Consider the following 19022-nt stretch of genomic DNA (forward strand, 5'->3'; position numbering starts at 1 on the left):
TTAGACATTGGGCGCTGAAATCCCCAACACGGATTTGTCGATCGCAACGCCCGAAGGTTCGATGAGGCCTTGCCGATGCCGCCGCAAAGCAGGTGGCTGGACGCGGGAATCGGGCTGGCCCTTGCCGATCGGGTGCTGACTTGAGGGCAAGCACCGCCCGGGACTGGTCGGGGCAACAGGATTCGAACCTGTGACCTGCAGTACCCAAAACTGCCGCGCTACCAGGCTGCGCTATACCCCGAATATCCGGCGAGCCCCGTCGATACACGCTTCCGAAAGCGCCAGCAAGCTTTCCAAAGCCGCCGGCCGGGCCGCAATCGCCCTGCCCGCCCTATTTGCCGCCGAACAGGGGGTGGCCGACGCGGTCGCCGGGACGGATGCCGTACTTCTGCGCCGTTCCCGCCACCACCTCCAGCACGGCCCGGGCCGGCCCTCGGGAGGAGATGATCTTCGTCGACAACGGCTCGGTATTCTCCGCAATGCGCAGGATGCGGCCATCGGCGCGGATGAAGATCATGTCGAGCGAAACATAAGTGTTCTTCATCCACATCGAGATTTCCTGCTCGGGATTGAAGTCGAACAGCATGCCTTTGCCGTCGGCCAATTCCTTGCGATACATCAGGCCGGTCTCCTTCTCCTCCGGGGTCGTTGCCAGCTCGACCGAGAACACCTGCACGCCGTTCTTGGTCACGATCTCGAGCGGCTGGAAGCTGGCGGCGCCGACCGGCGCGCCGGCGACGGCGAAGCCGGCGATGACGAGGGTGGCGGCCAGCCAGCCCTTCAGAGCGGACCAGATGGTCTTTCGATCGGAATTCATGGGGGCTCTCGTGGCGTGGGACTTAAGTCAGTCCTTACGCGGCGACCGCCGGAAAAGGAAGAGGCGCGCCGGACTTGCAGCGCGCCTCCGCTCACGATTGCGGGAATTCATACCCTTAGTGCGACTGCAATCCCGGTGATCCGGTCTCGGGATGGATCTCGGCCGCCATCATGCCCTTGGAGCCGGGCCCGAAGCGGACCAGCACATACTGGCCAGGCCTCAGCTCGGTCATGCCGAAGCGGCGCAGCGTCTCCATGTGCACGAAGATGTCGGGGGTGCCCTCGCCGCAGGTCAAGAAGCCGAAGCCGCGCAGCCGATTGAACCACTTCACCTGGGCCCGTTCCAGCCCGCTGGTCGGGGTGACCGTGACATGGGTGCGCGGCGGCAGCATCTGCGCCGGGTGGATCGCGGTCGACTCGTCCATCGAGACGACGCGGAAAGCCTGGTAGCCCTTGGCGCGCTGGATGCACTCGACGACGATGCGGGCGCCTTCATAAGCGGTCTGGAAGCCGTCGCGCCTGAGCACGGTAACGTGCAGGAGCACGTCGGGCCAGCCATTGTCGGGAACGATGAAGCCGTAACCTTTGGAGGCGTCGAACCATTTGATGACGCCGGTGACCTCGACGAGGTTGGCGCTGGCTTCGCCCAATCCGGTGAAGGGATTGAGTGCACTGTCGCGGCCGGCGCTGCCATGCTCGCCGGACGTCAAGCGCCCCGGCGAACTGCCCTGTCCGGGAACTCCAAGCTTCTTGGACTCAAATCCGTCCGACGACCCCATAACCCCGGACCCCACACTGCCATGCAACCCGCCACATTGGCGGCGCTCGAATCACGCGTCTTAAGAGAATGTTCTCAATTCGACGCGACGCGAATCTTTCGACTCAAAAGATAACACTCCCGGTTGCGACGCATAGACAAAAATGAGATTCGCCGGAACCTATGAACAGCTTGCACAGCCGCGAATCAAATTGATGCCTCAATTGCCGACAAAGGGCCCGAGCGTCTCGCCGATGTCGTGATGGATGACGAGGTCGGCGATGTCGTCCTGCTCGGTCGGCTCGCGATTGATGATCACGAGACGTGCACCGGCGCGCTTGGCCATCATCGGAAAGCCGGCCGCCGGCCAGACCACGAGCGAGGAACCGATCGCGATGAAGAGATCGCAGGCCTGCGACAGCGCCGTCGCGCGCTGCATCTCGTTGTCCGGCATCATCTGGCCGAACGAAATCGTGGCGGTCTTCACCGGCTTGTCGCAGGCGGTGCAGTTGGGCGCGGTGCCATCGTCGTCGAAACGGCGCCTCACCCAGTCGAGCGGATAGGCCTGCCCACAACCGATGCAGCGCGCATAAGTGGTATTTCCGTGAAGTTCAACCACATGCTCCGGCGCGAAGCCCGAGGCTTGGTGCAGATTGTCGATGTTCTGGGTGATGACGGCGGGAACCTTGCCGGCGCGGTAGAGCGATGCCAGCGCCCGATGGCCGCGGCCGGGCCTGGCTGCGGCAAAGACCTCCTCCATCGCAAAGCGGCGGCGCCAGGATTCGTCCCGTGCCTCCTGGCTCGCGACGAACTCGTCGAACGGGATCGGACGGTGACGCGTCCAAATTCCGCCCGGCGAGCGGAAGTCGGGAATGCCGCATTCGGTCGAGATGCCGGCGCCGGTGAACGGGACGATGGTCCTTGCCTCGGCGATCATGTCGCCGAGCCGCTCGATCCCGCTCTGAACATCCGATGCGATCACTCGCGCCTCCCGAGTCCGTTTGGCCTGACAGCAACATGCGCAAGCGGCAAGATCGTTGACGCCGTCATCAAGCGCCAACGCAAGGCGCTCGGCAATTTCTTCCGACCTTCGCATATCACAATCCTGCAATGCCTCCTCCCCATTGACGCCCCATTCGGGAGTGCCAATGGATGTGTTGACGCGACTCAACGTGCGGCGGCAGTGCTTGAGTTCGGATGTGCACATACTCAAGGTGTAGAGGGGATTTGACATGACCGAAGACGAACAACGCAAAGAGCGCGAACGCGAGGAAATCGCCGCCCGTGTCGCCGCCTTCCGTGCCACCCAGGAAAAGTTCAAGCGCGAGCGTGAGGAATATTTCGTGTCGACGCTGGAGAATGCCCGCAAGGTCGAACGGCCCTCGCTCTGGCCGTAGCATCGTCGCGCCGGCAGGCACGACGACATGCGAATGAAAAAGCCCGGAGCAGCGCTCCGGGCTTTTCGCTATTGGCGATCACTCAATTGCTGACCTACCAATGGCTCCAGTGATGGTGGTGCCGGTAATACGGCCCGCCGTAATAGGCATACGGACCCGGTCCGTAATAATAGCTCGGGCCGTCATAATAGCCGTAGCCGGGACCGTAATACCCGTAGGGATGGGAGGCTGCGACCGCGCCCGCGGTGATCGCGCCGGCGGCAAGGCCGAATGCGAGGCCCGGCCCGATGCCGCGGTGACGTGCCTCGGCGGGCGCAGGAGCCGCGACCGCGGTTACGCCAACGGCTGCGACGGTGGCCAGAACTGCAAGTAGCTTCTTCATGCTCTTCTCCTTCGCGTCTTGCGGGAACAAGGAGCGCCTGCGATGGTTGCGCGGCGCGCGGGAACCGATCGCCGCCAAAAAATGTCGATGCAGTGGGAACCAAATCGCCTGCGGCGGATTGATGTTGCAAGTGCGGAAGCCTCCGCCATCCGGGTTGAGGCGACAGCACGAAGACCCCGTCAGCATCTCCGCGATGCTGGCGGGGTTTTCAGTTTCCCGGGAGCAGATGGCAGCAAACCATGACGGTTGCCAGCGGGGACGACGATTAAGGAGGAGAGTTTGCCCTTATCTGCTTTGCTGGCCCGTATCCGCAAATTGGTTCCCAGATCCGACGATGAGCACTACGACGAGATCGTCCGCAGCTTCGGTGACGGCACGCTGCGCCCGCCGCCGACGCCGATGAGCGACCGCGAACTGGCGCAGGCCATCGCCGAGTTCCTCAAGGAGCAGCCGTCGAGCGAATCCGTCGCCACCCTCGGCCGCCGGCTCGACCCGTCCACCCCGCTCTGAATTTCCTGGCGGGAGCATGGAACCAGGAATGCGCGCGGACGTTGAGTCCGTCCCTTGCTGAGCGGAGAGAAAGAGATATGCCCGCCTGGCTCGAAGTCTTGCTCAACCTGTCCGGCTATGCCGGCTTCGTGGCACTCGCCTCGCGCGGCGTCGGATGCTCGCAGGCGCGGGCCGACGACCGTCGCTGCGGCGACGAGCGCTAATTGGCGCGCGATGCCTGGCCTGCCGTGCGCACCAGCCGGTCGGCCTTGACCGCAACGCGCGTGTCCTCGGTCTGCGGCCGTAAGGAAAAGCTGATCACGACGAAAGCAACACAGAACAGCGTGCCGACGACGGCGACGCGCCGGTAGGTGTGCCGGTCGCCTTGGAAAAAGGACGGAGCTGAAAAAGGCATCATGGCAATTGCTGCTCGGCCAAATTGCTTCTTGGCAGGATCGTTTCTTGCCTGTCTTTGCCGGACACCTACCCCAACCCGCGGCAAGCGCAAACGCGATTGGGCTTTTAACCTAACCGAATAGGGTTATCGGCATCCGCAAAAGCTATCGTTAGCCACACCGCACCGGCACCTTCGCGGCGAGCGCGGCGCAACAACGACCGGCCTTGTTCCAGCTTCGACTCCGTTTCGTTCGCGAAGAACGAATCGGAGTCGCGAGAATGGGCGCAGAGCAAATCCTAACGATCAATGAAGCGTGCACGCTCACACGTTCGACGCGGCAGGACCCTTCTGCGATGAGACTCTTCTGCGGTCAGACTCTTCTGCGCAACACTCTTCCGCGACGACAAGCACAGCGGCGACAGATCAACGCGCACCCTCAGAGCGGGATCGCGCTTACATATCGCCGCGTGGCGTCGACGAGGGTCAGGCCGCCCGCTTCGGCTTCTCCTTCGAGAAGCATTCGAGGATCTGGATCCGAAGCTCTTCCGCCGCAGGGCCCTCGACCTTCCTGAGCTCGTTCCAGAGCCTGATCACTTCGCGCTGCTTTTCGACGGTCATGAGGCACCTCCAAGGGTCTACAAGGGTCTACCAAGGCAGCTCATGCTAGAACAAAACGAGAACAAAAGTCCAGCCCCGCGCGTAAAGATTTCGATGGGGGCGGCGTTGAACCTTTTTGGCGCTGCAAGCACCCATGGAAGCTGGGGATTTCAGCGCCCAGTTACACGGCAGCGCCGCCTGACGAACATACTCCGTCATGGCGGCGCTGTTGCTTTTTGCGATTTCAACTTTAGGTTAGTGCGATGGCTGTCGGCCAGGCGCTGAAATCCCAACGCCGTCAGCCAGAAAAGCCTCGCGCGAACGCGCGGGGCTTTTTCACCAACATCGCCTGCACGTCAGACGGCGTCCTTGGCAACCTTCAGCGGCGAGGCCTTGACCGACTTGCTGGCGGGCTTCGCCGCAAACTGCATCGGCTCCTTGGTGAAGGGATTGATGCCCATGCGGGCTTCGGTCGCCGGCTTGTTCACGACCGACATCTTCACGAATCCGGGAATGACGAACTCGCCGGACTCGTTGAGCTCCTTGTAGCCGACGGTCGCCATGTACTCGATCACCGACTTCACGTCGTTCTTCGAAAGCTGCGTGCCCTCGGCAATTGCATCGATCAATTGGGTCTTCGTCATCTTTGCCATGGTCTGAATTCCTTTGAATGGGTGCGCGGAGCAATTTGCTGCTGGGACGCGGCCGGACCCGCGAGTGCGCGCTGCTGATTCATGCCAGAGGTCATGAAGTGATCGGGCTTAGACCCTATCGAGGCCGAAAACGCAAGCACGGGCTCTGCGAGGTTCCCGACTTCCTGTGCAAGACGCTGCAGGACCTGCAATTTTCCCGAACCTTTCAGAGCAGCGTGACTGCTATAAGCCAGGAAAGGTATCTGATGGGGTTCTGATGAAGGTCGCTATCGTCATCGCAGGTTTGATCGTGGTCGCTGTCGCAGCCCTCGTCGCGATCCAGCCAGGCTTCTTGAAGCCTGCGGCCTTCGCCCTCGTGAAGAAGTCCGACATCTTCGGCTTCTCGCCCGGGATGTCATTCGAGGAGGCCAACAAGCTCGTTGCTCAACGCCACTATCTCTGCCGGCCGAGCCGAGGTCCGTACACGCTCGCGTGCGAGATCAACGGCGCCAAGGTCGCCGTTGAGGGCGAGGAGACCGACCCCAGGCATCCGATCTGGCGCGTCAATGCGACGCTGAACAATCCGGGATCGCAGGAAACTGCCGTCAAATCCATCTCCGACCAGTTCAACGCGCCGGCGATCAAGGACCGGGAAGGCTGGACCTGGATCGTCGGCCGCGGTCTCAAGCTGAGCTATGATGGCGCCAGCTTGACTCTCGTGGACGAGGCCGCCGAGGCCAGGCTGCGCAAGGAGGACGCCCGGCGCTAGATCGCATCGCGCTTAGAGCTTGGAATCACCTCGTCGTGAAACTTGTGGCTCCGCGCCCGTTGTTGACGCTTCGGTAACCTAACGCGACCAAGCTTCAGTCAGGTTGGTTGCGTTGGAGTATCCTGAACGTGCTGGATTTTAACGAGCTGCGTGAACTCGCGGCAGATGTTCGTATTTTTGTCGATGTCGCCGAAGACAAGGCCGAGGCGCTCAGAGCGGTGATCGCGGCCTACGACGTGGTGCTGGCGATCTTCCCGGTCGATGACGGCATGGGCCTCCACGTCATCAAGGGCAAGGAGATCCTGGACCGGATCGCGACGTCGCGGACACACGCGATGTACAGCCACACGGCGATCGCGGTTCCGGATCTCGCGCATGCCGAAGCGCTCAAGTTCCTGACGGCACCCGTCGAACACCGGATTGCGGCCTAGCCCGGCCGCAGCAAGGGCATGACGTGCGCACCGGCTTTCGGCGATGGAGGCAGGTCGCTGAGCAGCCTTGTCCGGACGCGCGGGCTTAAGCGGTTCGCCGCTTCCGTCGCAGCCCGATGCGCGTGCCCGGAAGATTGATGCCAAGCTCGATCGCACGCGACCTGATCGATGCGATGGGACGCTTGAGCTTCACGATCATCAGCGTCAGGCTCTTTCCGCTTTCACACATGGATCGAAGCAGCCGGTCGTCGTCTTCCGACCAGCGTTCGTGGTTGTAGGTGCGGGCAGCCATGGACGTTTGCCTCTGAGGCCAATGAGGCGGGACCTAAGCGGGAGAATGTCAAAGGACCCAGCTTCGCCTGTTCTGAGCGCGGCGGCTGGGTGTCAGTTGAAGGGCGGCTTGTTACGCTGCCGCCTGACGCACAGATAGTTTTTCGGCGTCGATTTTCAACCGACTTACGGATTTGTAATTGCCCGGCACGCGTGCATCGGCGTTCCAGGAAGCGGCGCGTTTTCCTGTTGAACTTTTCTGGCCTTCGCGCGTCTTACAGTTGAAGCGTCCCTAAGCTTCACCTCGACAGAGAACCCCGCTTCCCCCAGCTCGCTCTTACCCGGGAAGGCGCTCAGTTGAGCGCGCTGGAGACGGTATTGACGTCGTCAGCGCTCACGGAATGTCCGCGGCCTTCCTGTTGTCCCCGATCGAAACCGGCTTGTTCAAAAAATACTCGCGGTTGCCTGTCGCGGCTTCCGCGTATTGGTCGATGGCGACGATGATGGCCTGGACGTGGGCATAGCACCACCCTTCCCGCGTCGCGCGTCGGCGAACGTCCTCGAGCGCGGTGAGGAAGGGCGACAGGTCTCTCTCGTCGTCGAACCACCGCCTGCTCACCACGTCCTCCCGCCGAGCACCCGGCCCTTGGTCTGGCGCGGCTGCGCGGCCTTCAGCGCGTCGCGTTCGGCGCACAGGCTCTCGACCTTCGCCTCCATCCGCGACAGCAGCGCTTGTGCCGAGGCCGTGCCGATCCCCGCCCGCTGCAGCTGGAGGATCTCCTTCCTCTGCCTGCCCATCTGGATACGCATCCGTTCGATCTCCCGCCCGAGAAAATCCAGGTCCGGCATTGTTCCGCCTCGCGAATTCGAGATTTGAGCCATGAGAACAAAAACGGAACGAAGAGTCGAGTCCGACGTTCTACGGAAAACGGAATAGGAGATGTGCGATGGCCGACAACACCCGGAAGGACCCGAAGGACTGGGTTTCCGGCGACGACCCGATGACCGGAGCCCAGGAATCCTATCTCAAGACCCTCGCCGAGCAGGCCCACCAGGACCTGCCCGAGGAGGAGCTGACCAAGGCCGAGGCCTCGGAGCTGATCGACAAGATGCGGCAAAAGGCCGGGCTGGAGCAGTGAGCCGTCCGGTTGCGGGAACCCGGCTCCGTGCCTATGCAAACGAAATTGGGAATCGAGAATGCCTTATTTCGTTTGTGCCCGCGACGGAGCGGCCAGATCATCTTGAAGCGAGACACAAGGGAAGCGGCCGAGAAGAAAGCCGCCGAGCTGCGCGACATGGGCTATTTCGAAGTCGAGATCGTCGCGAAGGACGACGAGGAGACGGCGTGAGGGATCACGCTTCCCTCAGCACCTTGAAAGCGCTGAGAATGACGAAAGCACCCAGACCATAGATCAGCGCATTCACGACCCAGCAAATGGCGATGCCGAGGAAGGTGGATCCTCCGACCGCTCCCCAGAAAAAATACGCTGCGGTGATGCCCGGCCACTCCAGCCAAAGAAACGCGAAGTCGGTCAGCGGCTCCAGGACGAGGAGCACCGCCGAGATGAGCGCCCCCACGGCCAATGCGATGACGAGGTGTGTCCTTGCGAAGGGCATCAAAGACCCAGCAGGCCGGCGATCACAGGAATGAGGAAAAAGGCGGCGATCCCGAGAAGCCCGCCCACGACAAAGCGTGCAGCGCAGCTGTGAATCTTCATATCGAGCCACGCACAGATGGCCACCGCAGCCTGTCTCAGCCAGCTCCCCACGAGGGCTCTGACGAGATCGAACAGGAATTCTGCAACGAGGGCGGCCATGGCGTTTGGTCGGCGCCACCTCTGGCGGGGTTCACGAGGCCGGTCATCGCGGTGTCTCGATCGGCCAAACGCGGGCCGCTACGATGATGGCACCGCAACGGTTAGCGAGTCGGCGCCGCAGTCTCTTGCCGCCCTTGCTCTCGTCATTCAATTGAATTACATTGACCTATGGCATTCGGAGGAGGCAGACATGGCCGCAAATGCCCTTGTCCAGACACGCATCGACGCCGAAGTCCGTGATCGCGCCTCCGCGGTCCTTGAGAAGATGGGGCTTACGGTATCGGACGCGGTCCGCATCCTGCTGACCCGGACCGCCAACGAGGGCGCGCTACCGCTCGAACTCCTCACCAACAGCAAGGCTCATGACGTCAGGTTCCGCGCGAAGGTTCTGGAGGCATTGAACGATACGCGAGCCGATGTCTCTGACGAACAGGCAGAAGCGCATTTCGCAAAGCGGCGCGCGGCGGCTCGGCGTACTACGGACGAACCGAAGTCGTGAAGCTCGTCTGGTCCGCCTTCGCGCTGTCGGACCGCGACGGCATCTTCACCACATCATCGCTGAAAATCCTCGCGCAGCCATAGCGCTCGACGAGCGGATCGCTGCCGCTGCGCATCGACTTGTCGAATTTCCCGAGAATGGGCGCCCTGGCCGTGTGGCCGGCACACGCGAGCTCGTCATTGTCGGCACCCCCTATGTCGCAGCTTATACCGTAACGTAAACCTCGATCCGGATATTGCGCATCCTGCACGGCGCCCAGAAGTGGCCCGATGAGCTTCCTGCGGATTGAGTCTGCAGCAACCGTCGCGGCTCCATGAATTACAGCGCGTGCCGCTCGCCCGCTGCGCCGCTGGACTGCACCTCCCGAATAACACAAGATGGTTTCAGTGTCCGTGCAGCAGATGGCCGGCGGCCAACGTGAGTTACGTACGCCGCAATAAAAAAATGGCAGGGAGGAACGATGCAGCGAACAAGAAATGTGGCCCTTGATGGTGCCTTGGCTTGCCTGGCTCTGGTCGCGGCCATCATGGTCATTGCGATCTCGCCGGCAAGCGCCGACGATTCAGCCAACATAGCACCTGCGCTCAAATGCGCTGACTTGACCGGCTGGAAGATGCCCGTATCGACGGCAACAATCACCAAGGCCGAGGTGGTGCCGGAGGCGCCGCCTGGGACCGTGCAGCCGTCGCCGCCGGCGCCGGCCTCCGTATCGGTGGCGCTGCCGCAAAACTGTCGCGCGGATGGCGTGATCGATCAGCGCGTGGGGGTGGAGGGCAAGTCCTATGCGATCGGCTTTGCCGTCGCCCTGCCTGATCGCTGGAACGGCCGGTTTTTGTTTCAGGGCGGCGGCGGTTTGAACGGCTCGATCCGGCCGCCGCTGGGTTACCAGGCGGCCGGCGAGGTGCCGGCGCTGGCGCGCGGCTTTGCCGTGGTCTCGACCGATAGCGGTCATCAGGGCGCGGTGTTCGATGCCTCCTTCCTGAAGGATCAGGAAGCCGCGCTCAACTTCGCCACTGCATCCGTCGGCAAGGTGACGATGGCCGCCAAGGCGATCGTCGCGCATTATTATGGCCAGCCCGCAAAACGGTCCTATTTCACGGGGTGCTCGACCGGAGGCCGCGAAGGCATGCTGGCGTCGGCGCGCTATCCCGAACAATTCGACGGCATCGTCGCCGGCGCGCCTGCGATGCGCACCGGCAACTCCAATATCGGTCTCGCCTGGGCCAACGCTGCCTTCAGCCAGATCGCGCCGAAAGATGCGTCCGGCAAGCCGGAGCCCGCCAAGACTTTTTCCGCGGGCGAGCGCAAGCTGATCACGAACGCGATCCTCGACGCCTGCGACGCCACAGACGGCGTCAAGGATGGCTTGATCTTCGACGGCAAGGCCTGTCAATTCGATCCCGCGGTCCTCACCTGCAAGGGCGACAAGACGGATGACAAGACGGATTCTTGCCTGGCGCCGCCGCAGGTAGATGCCCTGAAGAAAGCTTTTGCCGGACCGAAGAATTCACGCGGCACGCAGGTCTATCCGCCGTTCCCCTGGGACAGCGGCGTGGCAGCCGAAGGCGTTGCCATTCCCGGCATTCTGACCACTGGCGCGCGCAGTCCGGTCGGACCTCCTGTTTGGCAAAGCATCGACGTCGATCAGCTCGAAGACCGGGTCAACGCCAGCGGGATGGATCGCCTCACCAACACCGCCTACTGGACCAACCTTTCGAGCTATTTCGGCCGTGGCGGCAAGATGCTGTTCTACCACGGTGTGAGCGATCCCTGGTTCTCGGCGTTCGACACCGTGAATTACTACGAGCGCATGGCGGCGGATTCCGGCGGCATGGAATTGGTGCGGGAGAAATCGAGCCGGGCCTTCCTGGTGCCCGGCATGGGTCACTGCTCGAGCGGCGCAACGCTCGATCGTTTCGATCTCCTCAGCGCGGTCGTGGACTGGGTGGAAGACGGCAAGGCGCCCGATCTGGTGGTCGCGACAGGACCAGCCTTTCCCGGCCGCAGTCGGCCGCTTTGCGCCTATCCGCAACGTGCGCAGTACAAGGGCCAAGGCGATCCGGAGAGCGCGGCGAGTTTTGAGTGCAAGTAGGGGAGATGTGCGCGGTCAAATGCGAACCATAGAACGCGATGCCAAGGATTGGCGCACGTGGCAGGACCATGACAATGCAAGCAAGCTCTCAGAACGTCGCGCATCGAGCTACGGTGACAGTGCACTCAACGCATCTTGCAGAGACTTCGAATAGTGGGCGGTGGAAAATTGAGTGCACTGTCACCGAAATTCCCAGGCCGTGATCGACGCCGGGGTGGATGCGGCTGAACTCGAAGGCTACACGTGGGGCTGGGGGCAGGAAGAAGAGTTGGTCAAGCGGGTCTGCCGGGCAATGGTGGCAGCGGCGTCATCGGGAAAATGCCCCCATTCGAGCGGTTCATAAGTTTCCAGTGGATGTGTCGAGTGACTTTCCCTGCATATATGAGCCTTGGCATTACGCCGGTCACTTCAGGGACGGTCATTTCCTTTAGTTTCCAGTGGGACCAAAACGAAGGAGCTCCATTCTCGTCCTGAAGGACTCTGCCGTGAGCAAGCATATTTCGTGCTTTTTGAACGTGAGCCATCGCCCAGCGCAGTTCCTTCACGAGATGAACGATTTCTTGGTCTGTTTCGGATCGCGAGGCGATCTTTATCTCTTGTAGTTTGGCGCTAAGAGTCTCTCCCGCGAGTCCCTTAGTTGGGCCTGCTTTTGTTGCTTCCGCTCGGAAGGACATGAGGACATCGTCAACCTGGTTTTCGAGGATGGCGCAATATACTATGAGCAAGCCCAATGACTGGAGTTCTTCTGCAGAAAATCCGAAGGTCGGGTAGTTCATGACCAAATCGCCCCAGATAAATACAGCGATCGAGAAGCCCAAGAGCGTTTCGAGGCTGCGCTACGTGGCGCGCTCAAGACGCCAGCGAAGCCATTGAAGGAAAAGCCGAAGAAGCGACCCGCGATTACGGTGACAGTGCACTGTGCACTGTCACCGTAAATTCCAAAGCTGATTGCTTGAGCATAGGACTATCTGACGCCGAAAAGCTTGTTGCAACGCCAACAAAGAAACCCATGAGGACTTTCGCCGTATCGATGGCGAAGGTTAGGCGGCGAGCGTGATTGGAGAACAGGATCATCCCGTCTCGGCGCTTGGCCCAGTATATGGAGTCCAACAGGAGGGCCAAGCAAGAGTTAGCTTCGTTCCGACTTGGCTTTCGCCAGCTCTCTTGCGCTTCGAGACATCGGTATCGGATCAATCAGATGCCTTTCATGTTTCTCGATTTTGCGCCACTTGAGGCCACCACGTTCATCGAAGCCTGTGCTTACAAATCCAAGCGCGCTCGCCGTTGAGTTATTTGCGCTGAACAAGCGATTGAGATTGCCTTCAAAAACATCTGCTGAATCCTGCAATTTTTCGCGCGGAGCCACGCCTGCGATCTCTTTCTTCAGTTTTTCAAACCCGGCCTTCGCTTCGGCAACCTCCTTAGTCGCCGCGTCGGCCCTGTCTTTCGCGAAGTTGAGCCGTTGGTCCAAAACCTCAACCTTACCCTTGAGTTCGGCGATTTCGCCTTCGGACAACTTTCCACCGAGCCACCACGCAAACCACACGATTCCCGCGAAAGCGGCCACCAGTATCGGTGCGGCCCAGTTGAAAAATGCAGGTGCGGCCAGATACAGCTCGCCCGCTTTTGTAAGAAAGTCTTTGAATGCGTCCATATCCACCCGCCCCGCAGGAAATATCTTCCCTACTACCACCAATTGAATGTAGGTTGTTCAAAAAATGCTCCCGATTACCCGTTGCGGCTTCCGCATATTAGTCGATCGAGGCCGCCCGTCCTTCGGACCTATTTGGGGAACCCACCCATCCCGCTTGCTGCACATCGACAGTGTTTTCCGAGATAGACAAAGGGCGACGACAGGCAGTGTGCTTGAGGCCGTGACATAGCGCCCCACAAAGCAGAAAGGCATGCCACTTTGCAGTGACGGGTATTCAACTCGCAAACTGCGGCTTGAGGTTGAGTGCACTGTCACCGAAGGAGGCGAAAAGATCCGAACGACCAGCACGCCCAAAGCGGGAAACGCACCGGGCCCAAGGGAGAGCCGCCGAACGACAACCAGCCGAGGGCGGTCTAAAACAAGAGAAGGTCTTGTCCCTCGGGTGGCTCAGCGGGCTCAAAAATGGACTCGTTGAAAAACTTGAGAACGTTGGTGCGCTTTTGCGCCGTCCAGCCGTCGTAGAAAGTGGGCGACAGCACGAAGTTCTCCACTCGCTGGAGAATGAGATGAGACAAAGCTTTCTTATTATCCGCGCCCTCAAATACTTTAGGCAGCTTGGCCTTGATCTCGGCCTTGTGCTCTTGAGGATAAGAGAGGATGGCGACCGTGTTTGTCGCATCCAACGGGACCACGTTGAACAGCGGCCCGATGATGTCTTCGTTCTCATCGAAGGCGACCGAGAAAAACGATGACACCGCCACCGTGGGTGCCTGGTCTTTCAATTCGATCGCGTAGTGCCCGAGCTGCAGCTTGTCGTGAAAGTGCTTCTCGCGATAGCGGAACACTCGCCACGCCTTTGTGAAGAACACCACCGCAGCGAGCCCGGGACCGTCAGGTTGCCCCTTCTTGGTGATTCCCTTCTCCACATTTTCGATGTGAGCGATTTGAAACCGAAACGCAGCCTCCAGGCACGTATGCAGCTCCCGCATCAACGATCGATAGGCGAGCTGATAGAGTTGGTAGAAATTTTTGACGTCTAAGGGCTCGGTATCAATGAGATTAAAAAGTTCGGTATCGTGCTTGCTGCAAAGCCCCGTGAACGTGGAGGCGTTGTTTCTCCCGATCAAGCCGAACTCAAATTCTGGATGCTCACCCCCCTTGATCTTTCCCAACGGGGTTCGGACGTGGTTGTCCTTTTGTAGTAGATCCAGAACCTTCGCGTTCTGAATCGAATGCGCTCTAATAGGCTCGCGCTCGCAGTCGAAAGCGCCGTGGAGGCACTTGCTATAGTCCTTCTTTTGAAGATCGAAGAAAGCTGCAGTTTTTTTGCCGTCCTTCTTTGCCATAGCGCCCCCCAAATAGGGGCATGCTACCACAGGTTACGGCAGCTTGAGGGCAGCAATCACTAAGCCTGTCACTGCGAATGCTGCACTGAAGCACCACTGCCAATGCTTGAGGTAAAACTCGGATACCCGATGTGCGGCCTTCGACGTCCAGTGGCGCTCGTACCGCCCCTGAGTGAAGAAGATTGCGGCGCCCGTGTCATTCTCCGGCGGCACATACCGCCCTTCCCACCAGCGTTTCAAAAGGTCTTTCATGCGAATCTCCGTGTGGTCACCACCTCCACGGATACCGAGTTGAATTTGAATGGTCAGGTTTTTGACCGGACTATCCGAGTTATTCGACCTATTCACAGCTAATAGCGCGGCCTAGTTACCCCAAGCCGTCCACAGGCCGGGGGCTTGCGTTTACCCAACGCCTCAGCTCTCGGCGCTATGCACACCCTCCGCCCGAGGGCTTAAGAGGGGTGCGGCCACAGATGCGGGCGATGCTGCCGATACCGAGGACGGGCGCCTACACCATCCCCAGAACAAACCAAGGTGAAGCCGCACGTAATCCGCACGCATGGCAGTGCCCCGATGCGGATTTTACTGCTATTTTGCTCCCTACTGCCATCAAGGGCGCAATGTCCTGGAACGTTCTCAAGGAGATAAGAAAAATGCGATACCTCCACACCATGCTGCGCGTGCGCAATCTCGATGTCGCGCTGAAGTTCTACCAGGATGCGCTGGGGCTGAAGGAGGTGCGGCGGATCGAGAACGAGAAGGGGCGGTTCACGCTGGTGTTCCTGTGCTCGGCGGACGATCTCGAGGGCCTGAAGAAACAGCCGCCGACGCGCGGGGCGCCGCTGGTCGAGCTCACCTATAATTGGGACGAGGAGACGTATGGCGAGGACCGCTTCTTCGGCCATCTCGCCTATGAGGTCGACGACATCTACGCCACCTGCGAAAAGCTGATGAAGGCGGGCGTCACCATCAACCGTCCGCCGCGCGACGGCAACATGGCCTTCGTGCGCTCGCCCGACCTGCACTCGATCGAGCTGTTGCAGAAGGGCGATCCGAAGCCGCCGCAGGAGCCCTGGGCCTCGATGCCCAATACCGGCCATTGGTAGGCCCATTCGCGCAGGAACAAGCACCAGCTGCCCGCGTTCACCCTCCAGTGATGCGATTGGAGGAGGAATGCGATGGCGAGAGGGCTGTTGCTGTGGATGCTTGGCGTGCCGATCCCGGTGATCATTCTGTTGTGGCTGTTCTTCGGCCGCTGAGCGTCAGTTTGAACTTTGCAATGAAAGCTCCGCCGCGTGTGGAGCTTTTTGCATGACGGGCGCGATGCAATCGCGCATCGCTCGGCACGCCGAATTCCGCTATCACCCCGAAGGTGGATTTGTAGCCCGCATGGAGCGCAGCGAAATGCGGGGACACCGGCCCCGGATTGCGCGGAGCCTGTCATCGGGCGGCGCTTCGCGCCGACCCGTTGGCTCCATCCAGGCTACGACACCGGACAACACCGCGGGGAGACGCTTCATGCCTGACACCAAGCTGACGATCTGGGGCCGCGCCAATTCGGTCAACGTGCAGAAGGTGCTGTGGTGCTGCACCGAGCTCGGCCTCGCCTACGAGCGCATCGACGCCGGCATGCAATACGGCAAGACGCGCGAGGCCGAGTACCTGGCGATGAATCCCAACGCACGGATCCCGACGCTGGTCGAGGGCGACTTCGTGCTGTGGGAGTCCAACTCCATCATGCGCTATCTCTGCCTCGCGCATGGCCGCGGCACCCCGATCTATCCCGAGGCGCCGAAGCAGCGCGCCTCGGTCGAGCGCTGGCTCGATTGGACGCTGTCGACGGTGCAGCCGGTCGACCGCCCGGTGTTCTGGGGCATCGTGCGCACCGCGCCCGCCGAGCGCGACATGATCCAGGTGCAGCGCGATGCCGATGCGGCCGCCGAGGTCTGGGCCATCGCCGACCGCCTGCTCGCCACGCGCCGCTTCATCGAGGGCGAGGCGTTCACGCTCGCCGACATCGCGGTCGGATCCTATGCGCGGCGCTGGCTCGGGGTGGAAGGCATCAGCCGGCCGGCGCAGCCGCACCTCACCCGCTGGCTCGCCGAGCTCGGCAAGCGGCCGGGATTTGCGCAATTCGTCGCACCGCCGATGTCGTGAGCACCTCGCGCGGGTTAAGCTGCGGCGAACGCGCCGGGAATCGGCGTTCCGGCGCGCGGCTGCGGCATCACGGCAGCGCTTGACGGCTACTGTGCATGGGGTTGTTTTCGCAGTTTTTGTTTCAGGCCGGCCAGCCGCGCTCGAACAGCAGCACGACGATGATCAGCAGCAGCGTCACCGCGGCCGTTGCCAGCCGTGCAGTCCAGCTGACGCCGCGGCCGACCCACCACAGCAGCGCGCAATACATCAGCACGGGGATGATGATGTCGAGCCGCACCAGATCCGCCGGCATGGGTCTTCAGCGCCGGATGCCGGTGTCGACGCTGGTCGAGCCGCCGAGCTTGACGCAGGTCGAGGTGCCCGCGGCCAACACGAAGCCCGGGCCGTAGGCCGCGCAGGCGCCTGCCCTCGCCTTGCCGGCCGTGCTGCCGTTCAGCGGCAGCGCCTTGCCCGCCTGTGGCCGCTCGGCAGGCGGCAGGCGCAGGCTCTCGGCCGCCGTCGCGGACGTGGCCAGCACGGAAAGCAGGATAAGGAGCGGCGTGCGCATCGCCGCCTTGTAGCGCGGACCGGCCGCGCGCGCCATCGGACCGTCCGCGATCAGAGGAACCTGACGCCGGCCGACTTGCCGCGTCGCCAGACCACCTGGCAGCTCCGCCCGGTGCGCGCATCGCGTGCGAAGGCCATCCGGATCACGCCGGGAAGCTGGCTCGCGTCCTCGTCCAGCGTGATCTTGGCGCCCGAATCCGAAATGTCCTGGACCAGGCAGTGCCGCGCGGCGAATCCGCCGTCGAGCGTGATCCAGGCGTGCTGCGACAGCAGCTTGCGGGCTGCGCGCTTCTTCGGCAGTGGCATCGGCAAAATCTCCCCGTCCAGCGCTACGCAGGGGACCCTAACAAACCGTTGAAATCGCCTCCGAATGATCCCGGGCCCTGTGCTGTCCACCGGCGCCAAAAGAGCGTTCCCGAACGGCTTGCCCGGGAGCGCAAAGGCCACTATACGTTCGCCCGCTGCAAGCCGCCGGGCCATGTTCGGCCAGCCAGCGGCCGTGCCGGGAAAACGGCAGGGCCCTGCGTTTGCTCCCTTCGTCTATCGGTCAGGACGCCACCCTTTCACGGTGGAGAGAGCGGTTCGATTCCGCTAGGGAGCGCCAAAGGCGCAAACCGCCGTGGCCGCATGAACCTCCTTGCCCCGCATCTCCGGCCAATGCCAGGCCGAAACCGGTCGAGGCCCGTGCCGCCGCACAAAGCCGACATTGCAATCGCCGATGCCGGCGCTTCCGCCATGGCTGCGCCACCGGCACCATTGCCCCGCGCCATTTACCGAAAATTTACCCCCGCTCTTGGGCAGCGGTATCATTTGCTTAGAGTTTGATTGCTACCGTGGAAATACGGAAATCACCCAAACCCCCGGTCAGCGCTCATGTCCGTCGCAGAGTTCCTGAGGCAGCGAGCAGTGGATGTTGCCGTCAGCGGCAGCTACTCGCTGCCCCGCTGGTACGATTGCGAAGGCAAGCTCCGCAGCTTCGCCTGCCGGACCAAGCGCGTCTCGCCCTTCCGGATGATCGTGGATGTGCCTGTGGTCGGCAAGGTCGGCGAGCGCGTGACCTCATACTTCCAGGATTTCGGCGAATTCCAGTGCACCATCAGCGCGACACTGAAGGCGGGTTTCCTGATGGAGCTCGAGATGACGCGGGCGCGGCGCGCCTGGATGTCGGAAAAGCTGACCTGGCTCGAGAAGAAGCAGAAGGATGCGAGCGTTCGGGAGCTGCGGCGTGACGCGCGTTTCGTTCCGCAGGTCTCGCACACCGTGCTGACCCTCGCGGACGGCAGCAGCCATCCCTGCTTCATCATCGACGTCTCGACGGCCGGTGTCGCGGTGTCCTCCGAGTACGATCCGGCGATCGGAACCCCGCTTGCGGTCGGCGCCTGTGTCGGCCGGGTGATCCGCAAATTCGGCCACGGCTTTGCGGTCAAGTTCGCCGAAAAGCAGAACCGGGACGATCTCGACCGCCTGATCGTCCGCACGCCCTTGCTGAAGTCGGCCTGACCCTCCGCCTCGCCGCCCTATAGCGGCCCCAATGCCGGATCAGCTTTTGCAGGTCTGTGCCTCGGGCCGGACGTCATTTTGCAGACTTGCGATCGGGGGACCGAATGGCAGTCGACAAGATCACGGTCGATAAGATCAAGGTTGGTAAGATCACCTGGGACAGGGTCGGCCGGGTCACCGAGCCCGGACGCTACATGTACACGTTCGGCTGGCTCACCATCACAGCCGGCGATCTGGAGATCTGGAAGCGATACCCGCAGGCGGCGTTCACGCTGCTCGCACAGAGTTCCGAATCGCCCGATTCCGCCGGCGAGGAATTCCATCTCGGCGCCTTCGACGTCGCACCTGACGCGCCGCCCGCGCTCACCACGCACTGAGCTCGAAAACCGGACTGTCGCGGGAACGCCTGGCATGGGCGTTGCTTTGTAATCGCCATGGGGTTGACCAAAGATACCCCGCGCATTTCCTTGAGCT

The 19022-nt window shown here is 61.7% G+C and carries 31 protein-coding genes, 2 tRNA genes and 2 pseudogenes; 15 read left to right on the forward strand and 20 right to left on the reverse strand.

The features are described 5' to 3' along the window. Window positions 1-164: 164 nt before the first annotated feature. The 4 genes from HZZ13_RS06105 to HZZ13_RS06120 form a co-directional block, all read right to left on the reverse strand. Window positions 165-241 (reverse strand) — tRNA-Pro (locus HZZ13_RS06105). Between the two features lie 90 nt (window positions 242-331). Then, window positions 332-817, reverse strand: a complete 486-nt coding sequence (locus HZZ13_RS06110) for a DUF192 domain-containing protein (RefSeq protein ID WP_197958732.1) — start codon at window positions 815-817, stop codon at window positions 332-334. 115 nt (window positions 818-932) lie between these two features. Then, window positions 933-1595: a cold-shock protein gene (locus HZZ13_RS06115; RefSeq protein ID WP_197958733.1), complete on the reverse strand. Its 663-nt coding sequence runs from the start codon at window positions 1593-1595 to the stop codon at window positions 933-935. 198 nt (window positions 1596-1793) lie between these two features. Then, window positions 1794-2555, reverse strand: a complete 762-nt coding sequence (locus tag HZZ13_RS06120) for an SIR2 family NAD-dependent protein deacylase (RefSeq protein ID WP_197958734.1) — start codon at window positions 2553-2555, stop codon at window positions 1794-1796. Window positions 2556-2805: 250 nt separating this feature from the next. Between HZZ13_RS06120 and HZZ13_RS06125 the strand changes: the two genes are divergently transcribed. Then, window positions 2806-2970 (forward strand): hypothetical protein, encoded by a 165-nt coding sequence (locus HZZ13_RS06125; RefSeq protein WP_008558907.1) that lies wholly within the window; start codon window positions 2806-2808, stop codon window positions 2968-2970. Window positions 2971-3064: 94 nt separating this feature from the next. On the opposite strand, the gene HZZ13_RS06130 is transcribed toward HZZ13_RS06125, so the two are convergent. After that, window positions 3065-3352: a hypothetical protein gene (locus HZZ13_RS06130; protein WP_197958735.1), complete on the reverse strand. Its 288-nt coding sequence runs from the start codon at window positions 3350-3352 to the stop codon at window positions 3065-3067. 279 nt (window positions 3353-3631) lie between these two features. Between HZZ13_RS06130 and HZZ13_RS06135 the strand changes: the two genes are divergently transcribed. Together HZZ13_RS06135 and HZZ13_RS37155 are read left to right on the forward strand one after the other, a co-directional pair. Then, window positions 3632-3862, forward strand: coding sequence for a hypothetical protein (locus HZZ13_RS06135; protein WP_197958736.1), 231 nt, complete (start codon window positions 3632-3634; stop codon window positions 3860-3862). A 77-nt stretch (window positions 3863-3939) separates the two neighbouring features. Next, window positions 3940-4065, forward strand: coding sequence for a hypothetical protein (locus HZZ13_RS37155; RefSeq protein ID WP_283815869.1), 126 nt, complete (start codon window positions 3940-3942; stop codon window positions 4063-4065). Here HZZ13_RS37155 and HZZ13_RS06140 read toward each other — a convergent pair. The 3 genes from HZZ13_RS06140 to HZZ13_RS06145 all read right to left on the reverse strand — a co-directional run bounded on the left by HZZ13_RS06140 (window position 4062) and on the right by HZZ13_RS06145 (window position 5488). Next, window positions 4062-4259, reverse strand: a complete 198-nt coding sequence (locus HZZ13_RS06140) for a hypothetical protein (RefSeq protein WP_197958737.1) — start codon at window positions 4257-4259, stop codon at window positions 4062-4064. The two genes, HZZ13_RS37155 and HZZ13_RS06140, sit on opposite strands and share 4 nt — an antisense overlap. A 462-nt stretch (window positions 4260-4721) precedes the next feature. Beyond that, window positions 4722-4856 (reverse strand): hypothetical protein, encoded by a 135-nt coding sequence (locus HZZ13_RS37160; RefSeq protein ID WP_260347228.1) that lies wholly within the window; start codon window positions 4854-4856, stop codon window positions 4722-4724. A gap of 335 nt (window positions 4857-5191) precedes the next feature. Continuing rightward, a complete protein-coding gene (locus tag HZZ13_RS06145) occupies window positions 5192-5488 on the reverse strand; it encodes an HU family DNA-binding protein (protein WP_008558895.1) in 297 nt (98 codons plus the stop codon). A gap of 256 nt (window positions 5489-5744) precedes the next feature. Here HZZ13_RS06145 and HZZ13_RS06150 point away from each other — a divergent pair, with 256 nt between their 5' ends. After that, a complete protein-coding gene (locus HZZ13_RS06150) occupies window positions 5745-6236 on the forward strand; it encodes a hypothetical protein (RefSeq protein WP_197958738.1) in 492 nt (163 codons plus the stop codon). 128 nt (window positions 6237-6364) lie between these two features. Next, a complete protein-coding gene (locus HZZ13_RS06155; protein ID WP_197958739.1) occupies window positions 6365-6667 on the forward strand; it encodes a hypothetical protein in 303 nt (100 codons plus the stop codon). 85 nt (window positions 6668-6752) lie between these two features. On the opposite strand, the gene HZZ13_RS06160 is transcribed toward HZZ13_RS06155, so the two are convergent. The 3 genes from HZZ13_RS06160 to HZZ13_RS06170 form a co-directional block, all read right to left on the reverse strand. Next, the gene (locus tag HZZ13_RS06160) at window positions 6753-6959 is read right to left on the reverse strand and encodes a hypothetical protein (protein ID WP_197958740.1); all 207 of its coding nucleotides are present in this window, start codon (window positions 6957-6959) and stop codon (window positions 6753-6755) included. A 372-nt stretch (window positions 6960-7331) separates the two neighbouring features. After that, window positions 7332-7556 carry a hypothetical protein gene (locus tag HZZ13_RS06165; protein ID WP_085974320.1) on the reverse strand — a complete coding sequence of 75 codons (225 nt, stop codon included), beginning with the start codon at window positions 7554-7556 and terminating at the stop codon, window positions 7332-7334. Beyond that, entirely contained in the window at window positions 7553-7786 is a 234-nt protein-coding gene (locus HZZ13_RS06170; RefSeq protein WP_197958741.1) for a hypothetical protein, read from the reverse strand. Before HZZ13_RS06170 ends, HZZ13_RS06165 begins: the two co-directional genes overlap by 4 nt. Before the next feature lie 98 nt (window positions 7787-7884). On the opposite strand from HZZ13_RS06170, the gene HZZ13_RS06175 reads away from it, so the two are divergent. Then, on the forward strand, window positions 7885-8076 hold the full coding sequence (locus HZZ13_RS06175) for a DUF3072 domain-containing protein (protein ID WP_197958742.1): 192 nt from the start codon (window positions 7885-7887) through the stop codon (window positions 8074-8076). Window positions 8077-8290: 214 nt separating this feature from the next. Here the strand turns inward: HZZ13_RS06175 and HZZ13_RS06180 are convergent, their stop codons facing one another. Further along, the gene (locus HZZ13_RS06180; RefSeq protein ID WP_197958743.1) at window positions 8291-8554 is read right to left on the reverse strand and encodes a hypothetical protein; all 264 of its coding nucleotides are present in this window, start codon (window positions 8552-8554) and stop codon (window positions 8291-8293) included. Next, complete coding sequence (locus tag HZZ13_RS06185; RefSeq protein WP_197958744.1) at window positions 8554-8754, reverse strand: hypothetical protein; 201 nt, start codon at window positions 8752-8754, stop codon at window positions 8554-8556. Before HZZ13_RS06185 ends, HZZ13_RS06180 begins: the two co-directional genes overlap by 1 nt. 190 nt (window positions 8755-8944) lie before the next feature. Here HZZ13_RS06185 and HZZ13_RS06190 point away from each other — a divergent pair, with 190 nt between their 5' ends. From HZZ13_RS06190 to HZZ13_RS37600, 4 genes and pseudogenes are all read left to right on the forward strand, one after another. Continuing rightward, window positions 8945-9253: a type II toxin-antitoxin system RelB/DinJ family antitoxin gene (locus HZZ13_RS06190; protein WP_197958745.1), complete on the forward strand. Its 309-nt coding sequence runs from the start codon at window positions 8945-8947 to the stop codon at window positions 9251-9253. Then, window positions 9250-9542 (forward strand): annotated as a pseudogene (locus HZZ13_RS06195) (type II toxin-antitoxin system RelE/ParE family toxin). Before HZZ13_RS06190 ends, HZZ13_RS06195 begins: the two are co-directional and overlap by 4 nt. 324 nt (window positions 9543-9866) lie before the next feature. After that, window positions 9867-10799: pseudogene (locus tag HZZ13_RS37595) on the forward strand (tannase/feruloyl esterase family alpha/beta hydrolase); the annotation flags it as partial. 6 nt (window positions 10800-10805) lie between these two features. Further along, entirely contained in the window at window positions 10806-11345 is a 540-nt protein-coding gene (locus HZZ13_RS37600; protein WP_512699604.1) for a tannase/feruloyl esterase family alpha/beta hydrolase, read from the forward strand. Between the two features lie 272 nt (window positions 11346-11617). Here HZZ13_RS37600 and HZZ13_RS06205 read toward each other — a convergent pair whose 3' ends face one another. From HZZ13_RS06205 to HZZ13_RS06220, 4 genes are all read right to left on the reverse strand, one after another. Further along, a complete protein-coding gene (locus HZZ13_RS06205; protein ID WP_197958747.1) occupies window positions 11618-12121 on the reverse strand; it encodes a hypothetical protein in 504 nt (167 codons plus the stop codon). Between the two features lie 353 nt (window positions 12122-12474). After that, window positions 12475-12999: a hypothetical protein gene (locus HZZ13_RS06210; protein WP_197958748.1), complete on the reverse strand. Its 525-nt coding sequence runs from the start codon at window positions 12997-12999 to the stop codon at window positions 12475-12477. 413 nt (window positions 13000-13412) lie between these two features. Further along, a complete protein-coding gene (locus HZZ13_RS06215) occupies window positions 13413-14345 on the reverse strand; it encodes a hypothetical protein (protein ID WP_197958749.1) in 933 nt (310 codons plus the stop codon). Window positions 14346-14378: 33 nt separating this feature from the next. Next, on the reverse strand, window positions 14379-14597 hold the full coding sequence (locus HZZ13_RS06220; protein WP_197958750.1) for a hypothetical protein: 219 nt from the start codon (window positions 14595-14597) through the stop codon (window positions 14379-14381). A 401-nt stretch (window positions 14598-14998) separates the two neighbouring features. Between HZZ13_RS06220 and HZZ13_RS06225 the strand changes: the two genes are divergently transcribed. After that, a complete protein-coding gene (locus HZZ13_RS06225) occupies window positions 14999-15451 on the forward strand; it encodes a VOC family protein (RefSeq protein WP_197958751.1) in 453 nt (150 codons plus the stop codon). Window positions 15452-15863: 412 nt separating this feature from the next. Next, window positions 15864-16502 (forward strand): glutathione S-transferase family protein, encoded by a 639-nt coding sequence (locus HZZ13_RS06230; protein ID WP_197958752.1) that lies wholly within the window; start codon window positions 15864-15866, stop codon window positions 16500-16502. Between the two features lie 121 nt (window positions 16503-16623). Here the strand turns inward: HZZ13_RS06230 and HZZ13_RS06235 are convergent, their stop codons facing one another. Genes HZZ13_RS06235 through HZZ13_RS06245 form a run of 3 tightly spaced genes read right to left on the reverse strand, consistent with a single transcriptional unit; the run spans window position 16624 to window position 17354 of the window. Further along, window positions 16624-16794, reverse strand: coding sequence for a hypothetical protein (locus HZZ13_RS06235; protein ID WP_197958753.1), 171 nt, complete (start codon window positions 16792-16794; stop codon window positions 16624-16626). 6 nt (window positions 16795-16800) lie between these two features. Continuing rightward, a complete protein-coding gene (locus tag HZZ13_RS06240; RefSeq protein ID WP_197958754.1) occupies window positions 16801-17049 on the reverse strand; it encodes a hypothetical protein in 249 nt (82 codons plus the stop codon). A 50-nt stretch (window positions 17050-17099) separates the two neighbouring features. Continuing rightward, window positions 17100-17354: a PilZ domain-containing protein gene (locus HZZ13_RS06245; protein WP_197958755.1), complete on the reverse strand. Its 255-nt coding sequence runs from the start codon at window positions 17352-17354 to the stop codon at window positions 17100-17102. Window positions 17355-17577: 223 nt separating this feature from the next. On the opposite strand from HZZ13_RS06245, the gene HZZ13_RS06250 reads away from it, so the two are divergent. The 3 genes from HZZ13_RS06250 to HZZ13_RS06260 all read left to right on the forward strand — a co-directional run bounded on the left by HZZ13_RS06250 (window position 17578) and on the right by HZZ13_RS06260 (window position 18925). Next, window positions 17578-17652, forward strand: a tRNA-Glu gene (locus HZZ13_RS06250). A gap of 269 nt (window positions 17653-17921) precedes the next feature. Then, window positions 17922-18548, forward strand: a complete 627-nt coding sequence (locus tag HZZ13_RS06255; RefSeq protein WP_197958756.1) for a PilZ domain-containing protein — start codon at window positions 17922-17924, stop codon at window positions 18546-18548. A 104-nt stretch (window positions 18549-18652) separates the two neighbouring features. After that, window positions 18653-18925: a hypothetical protein gene (locus HZZ13_RS06260; protein ID WP_197958757.1), complete on the forward strand. Its 273-nt coding sequence runs from the start codon at window positions 18653-18655 to the stop codon at window positions 18923-18925. Window positions 18926-19022: the final 97 nt, after the last annotated feature.

Origin of the sequence: Bradyrhizobium agreste (assembly GCF_016031625.1) — a bacterium.
GTDB lineage: Bacteria > Pseudomonadota > Alphaproteobacteria > Rhizobiales > Xanthobacteraceae > Bradyrhizobium > Bradyrhizobium agreste.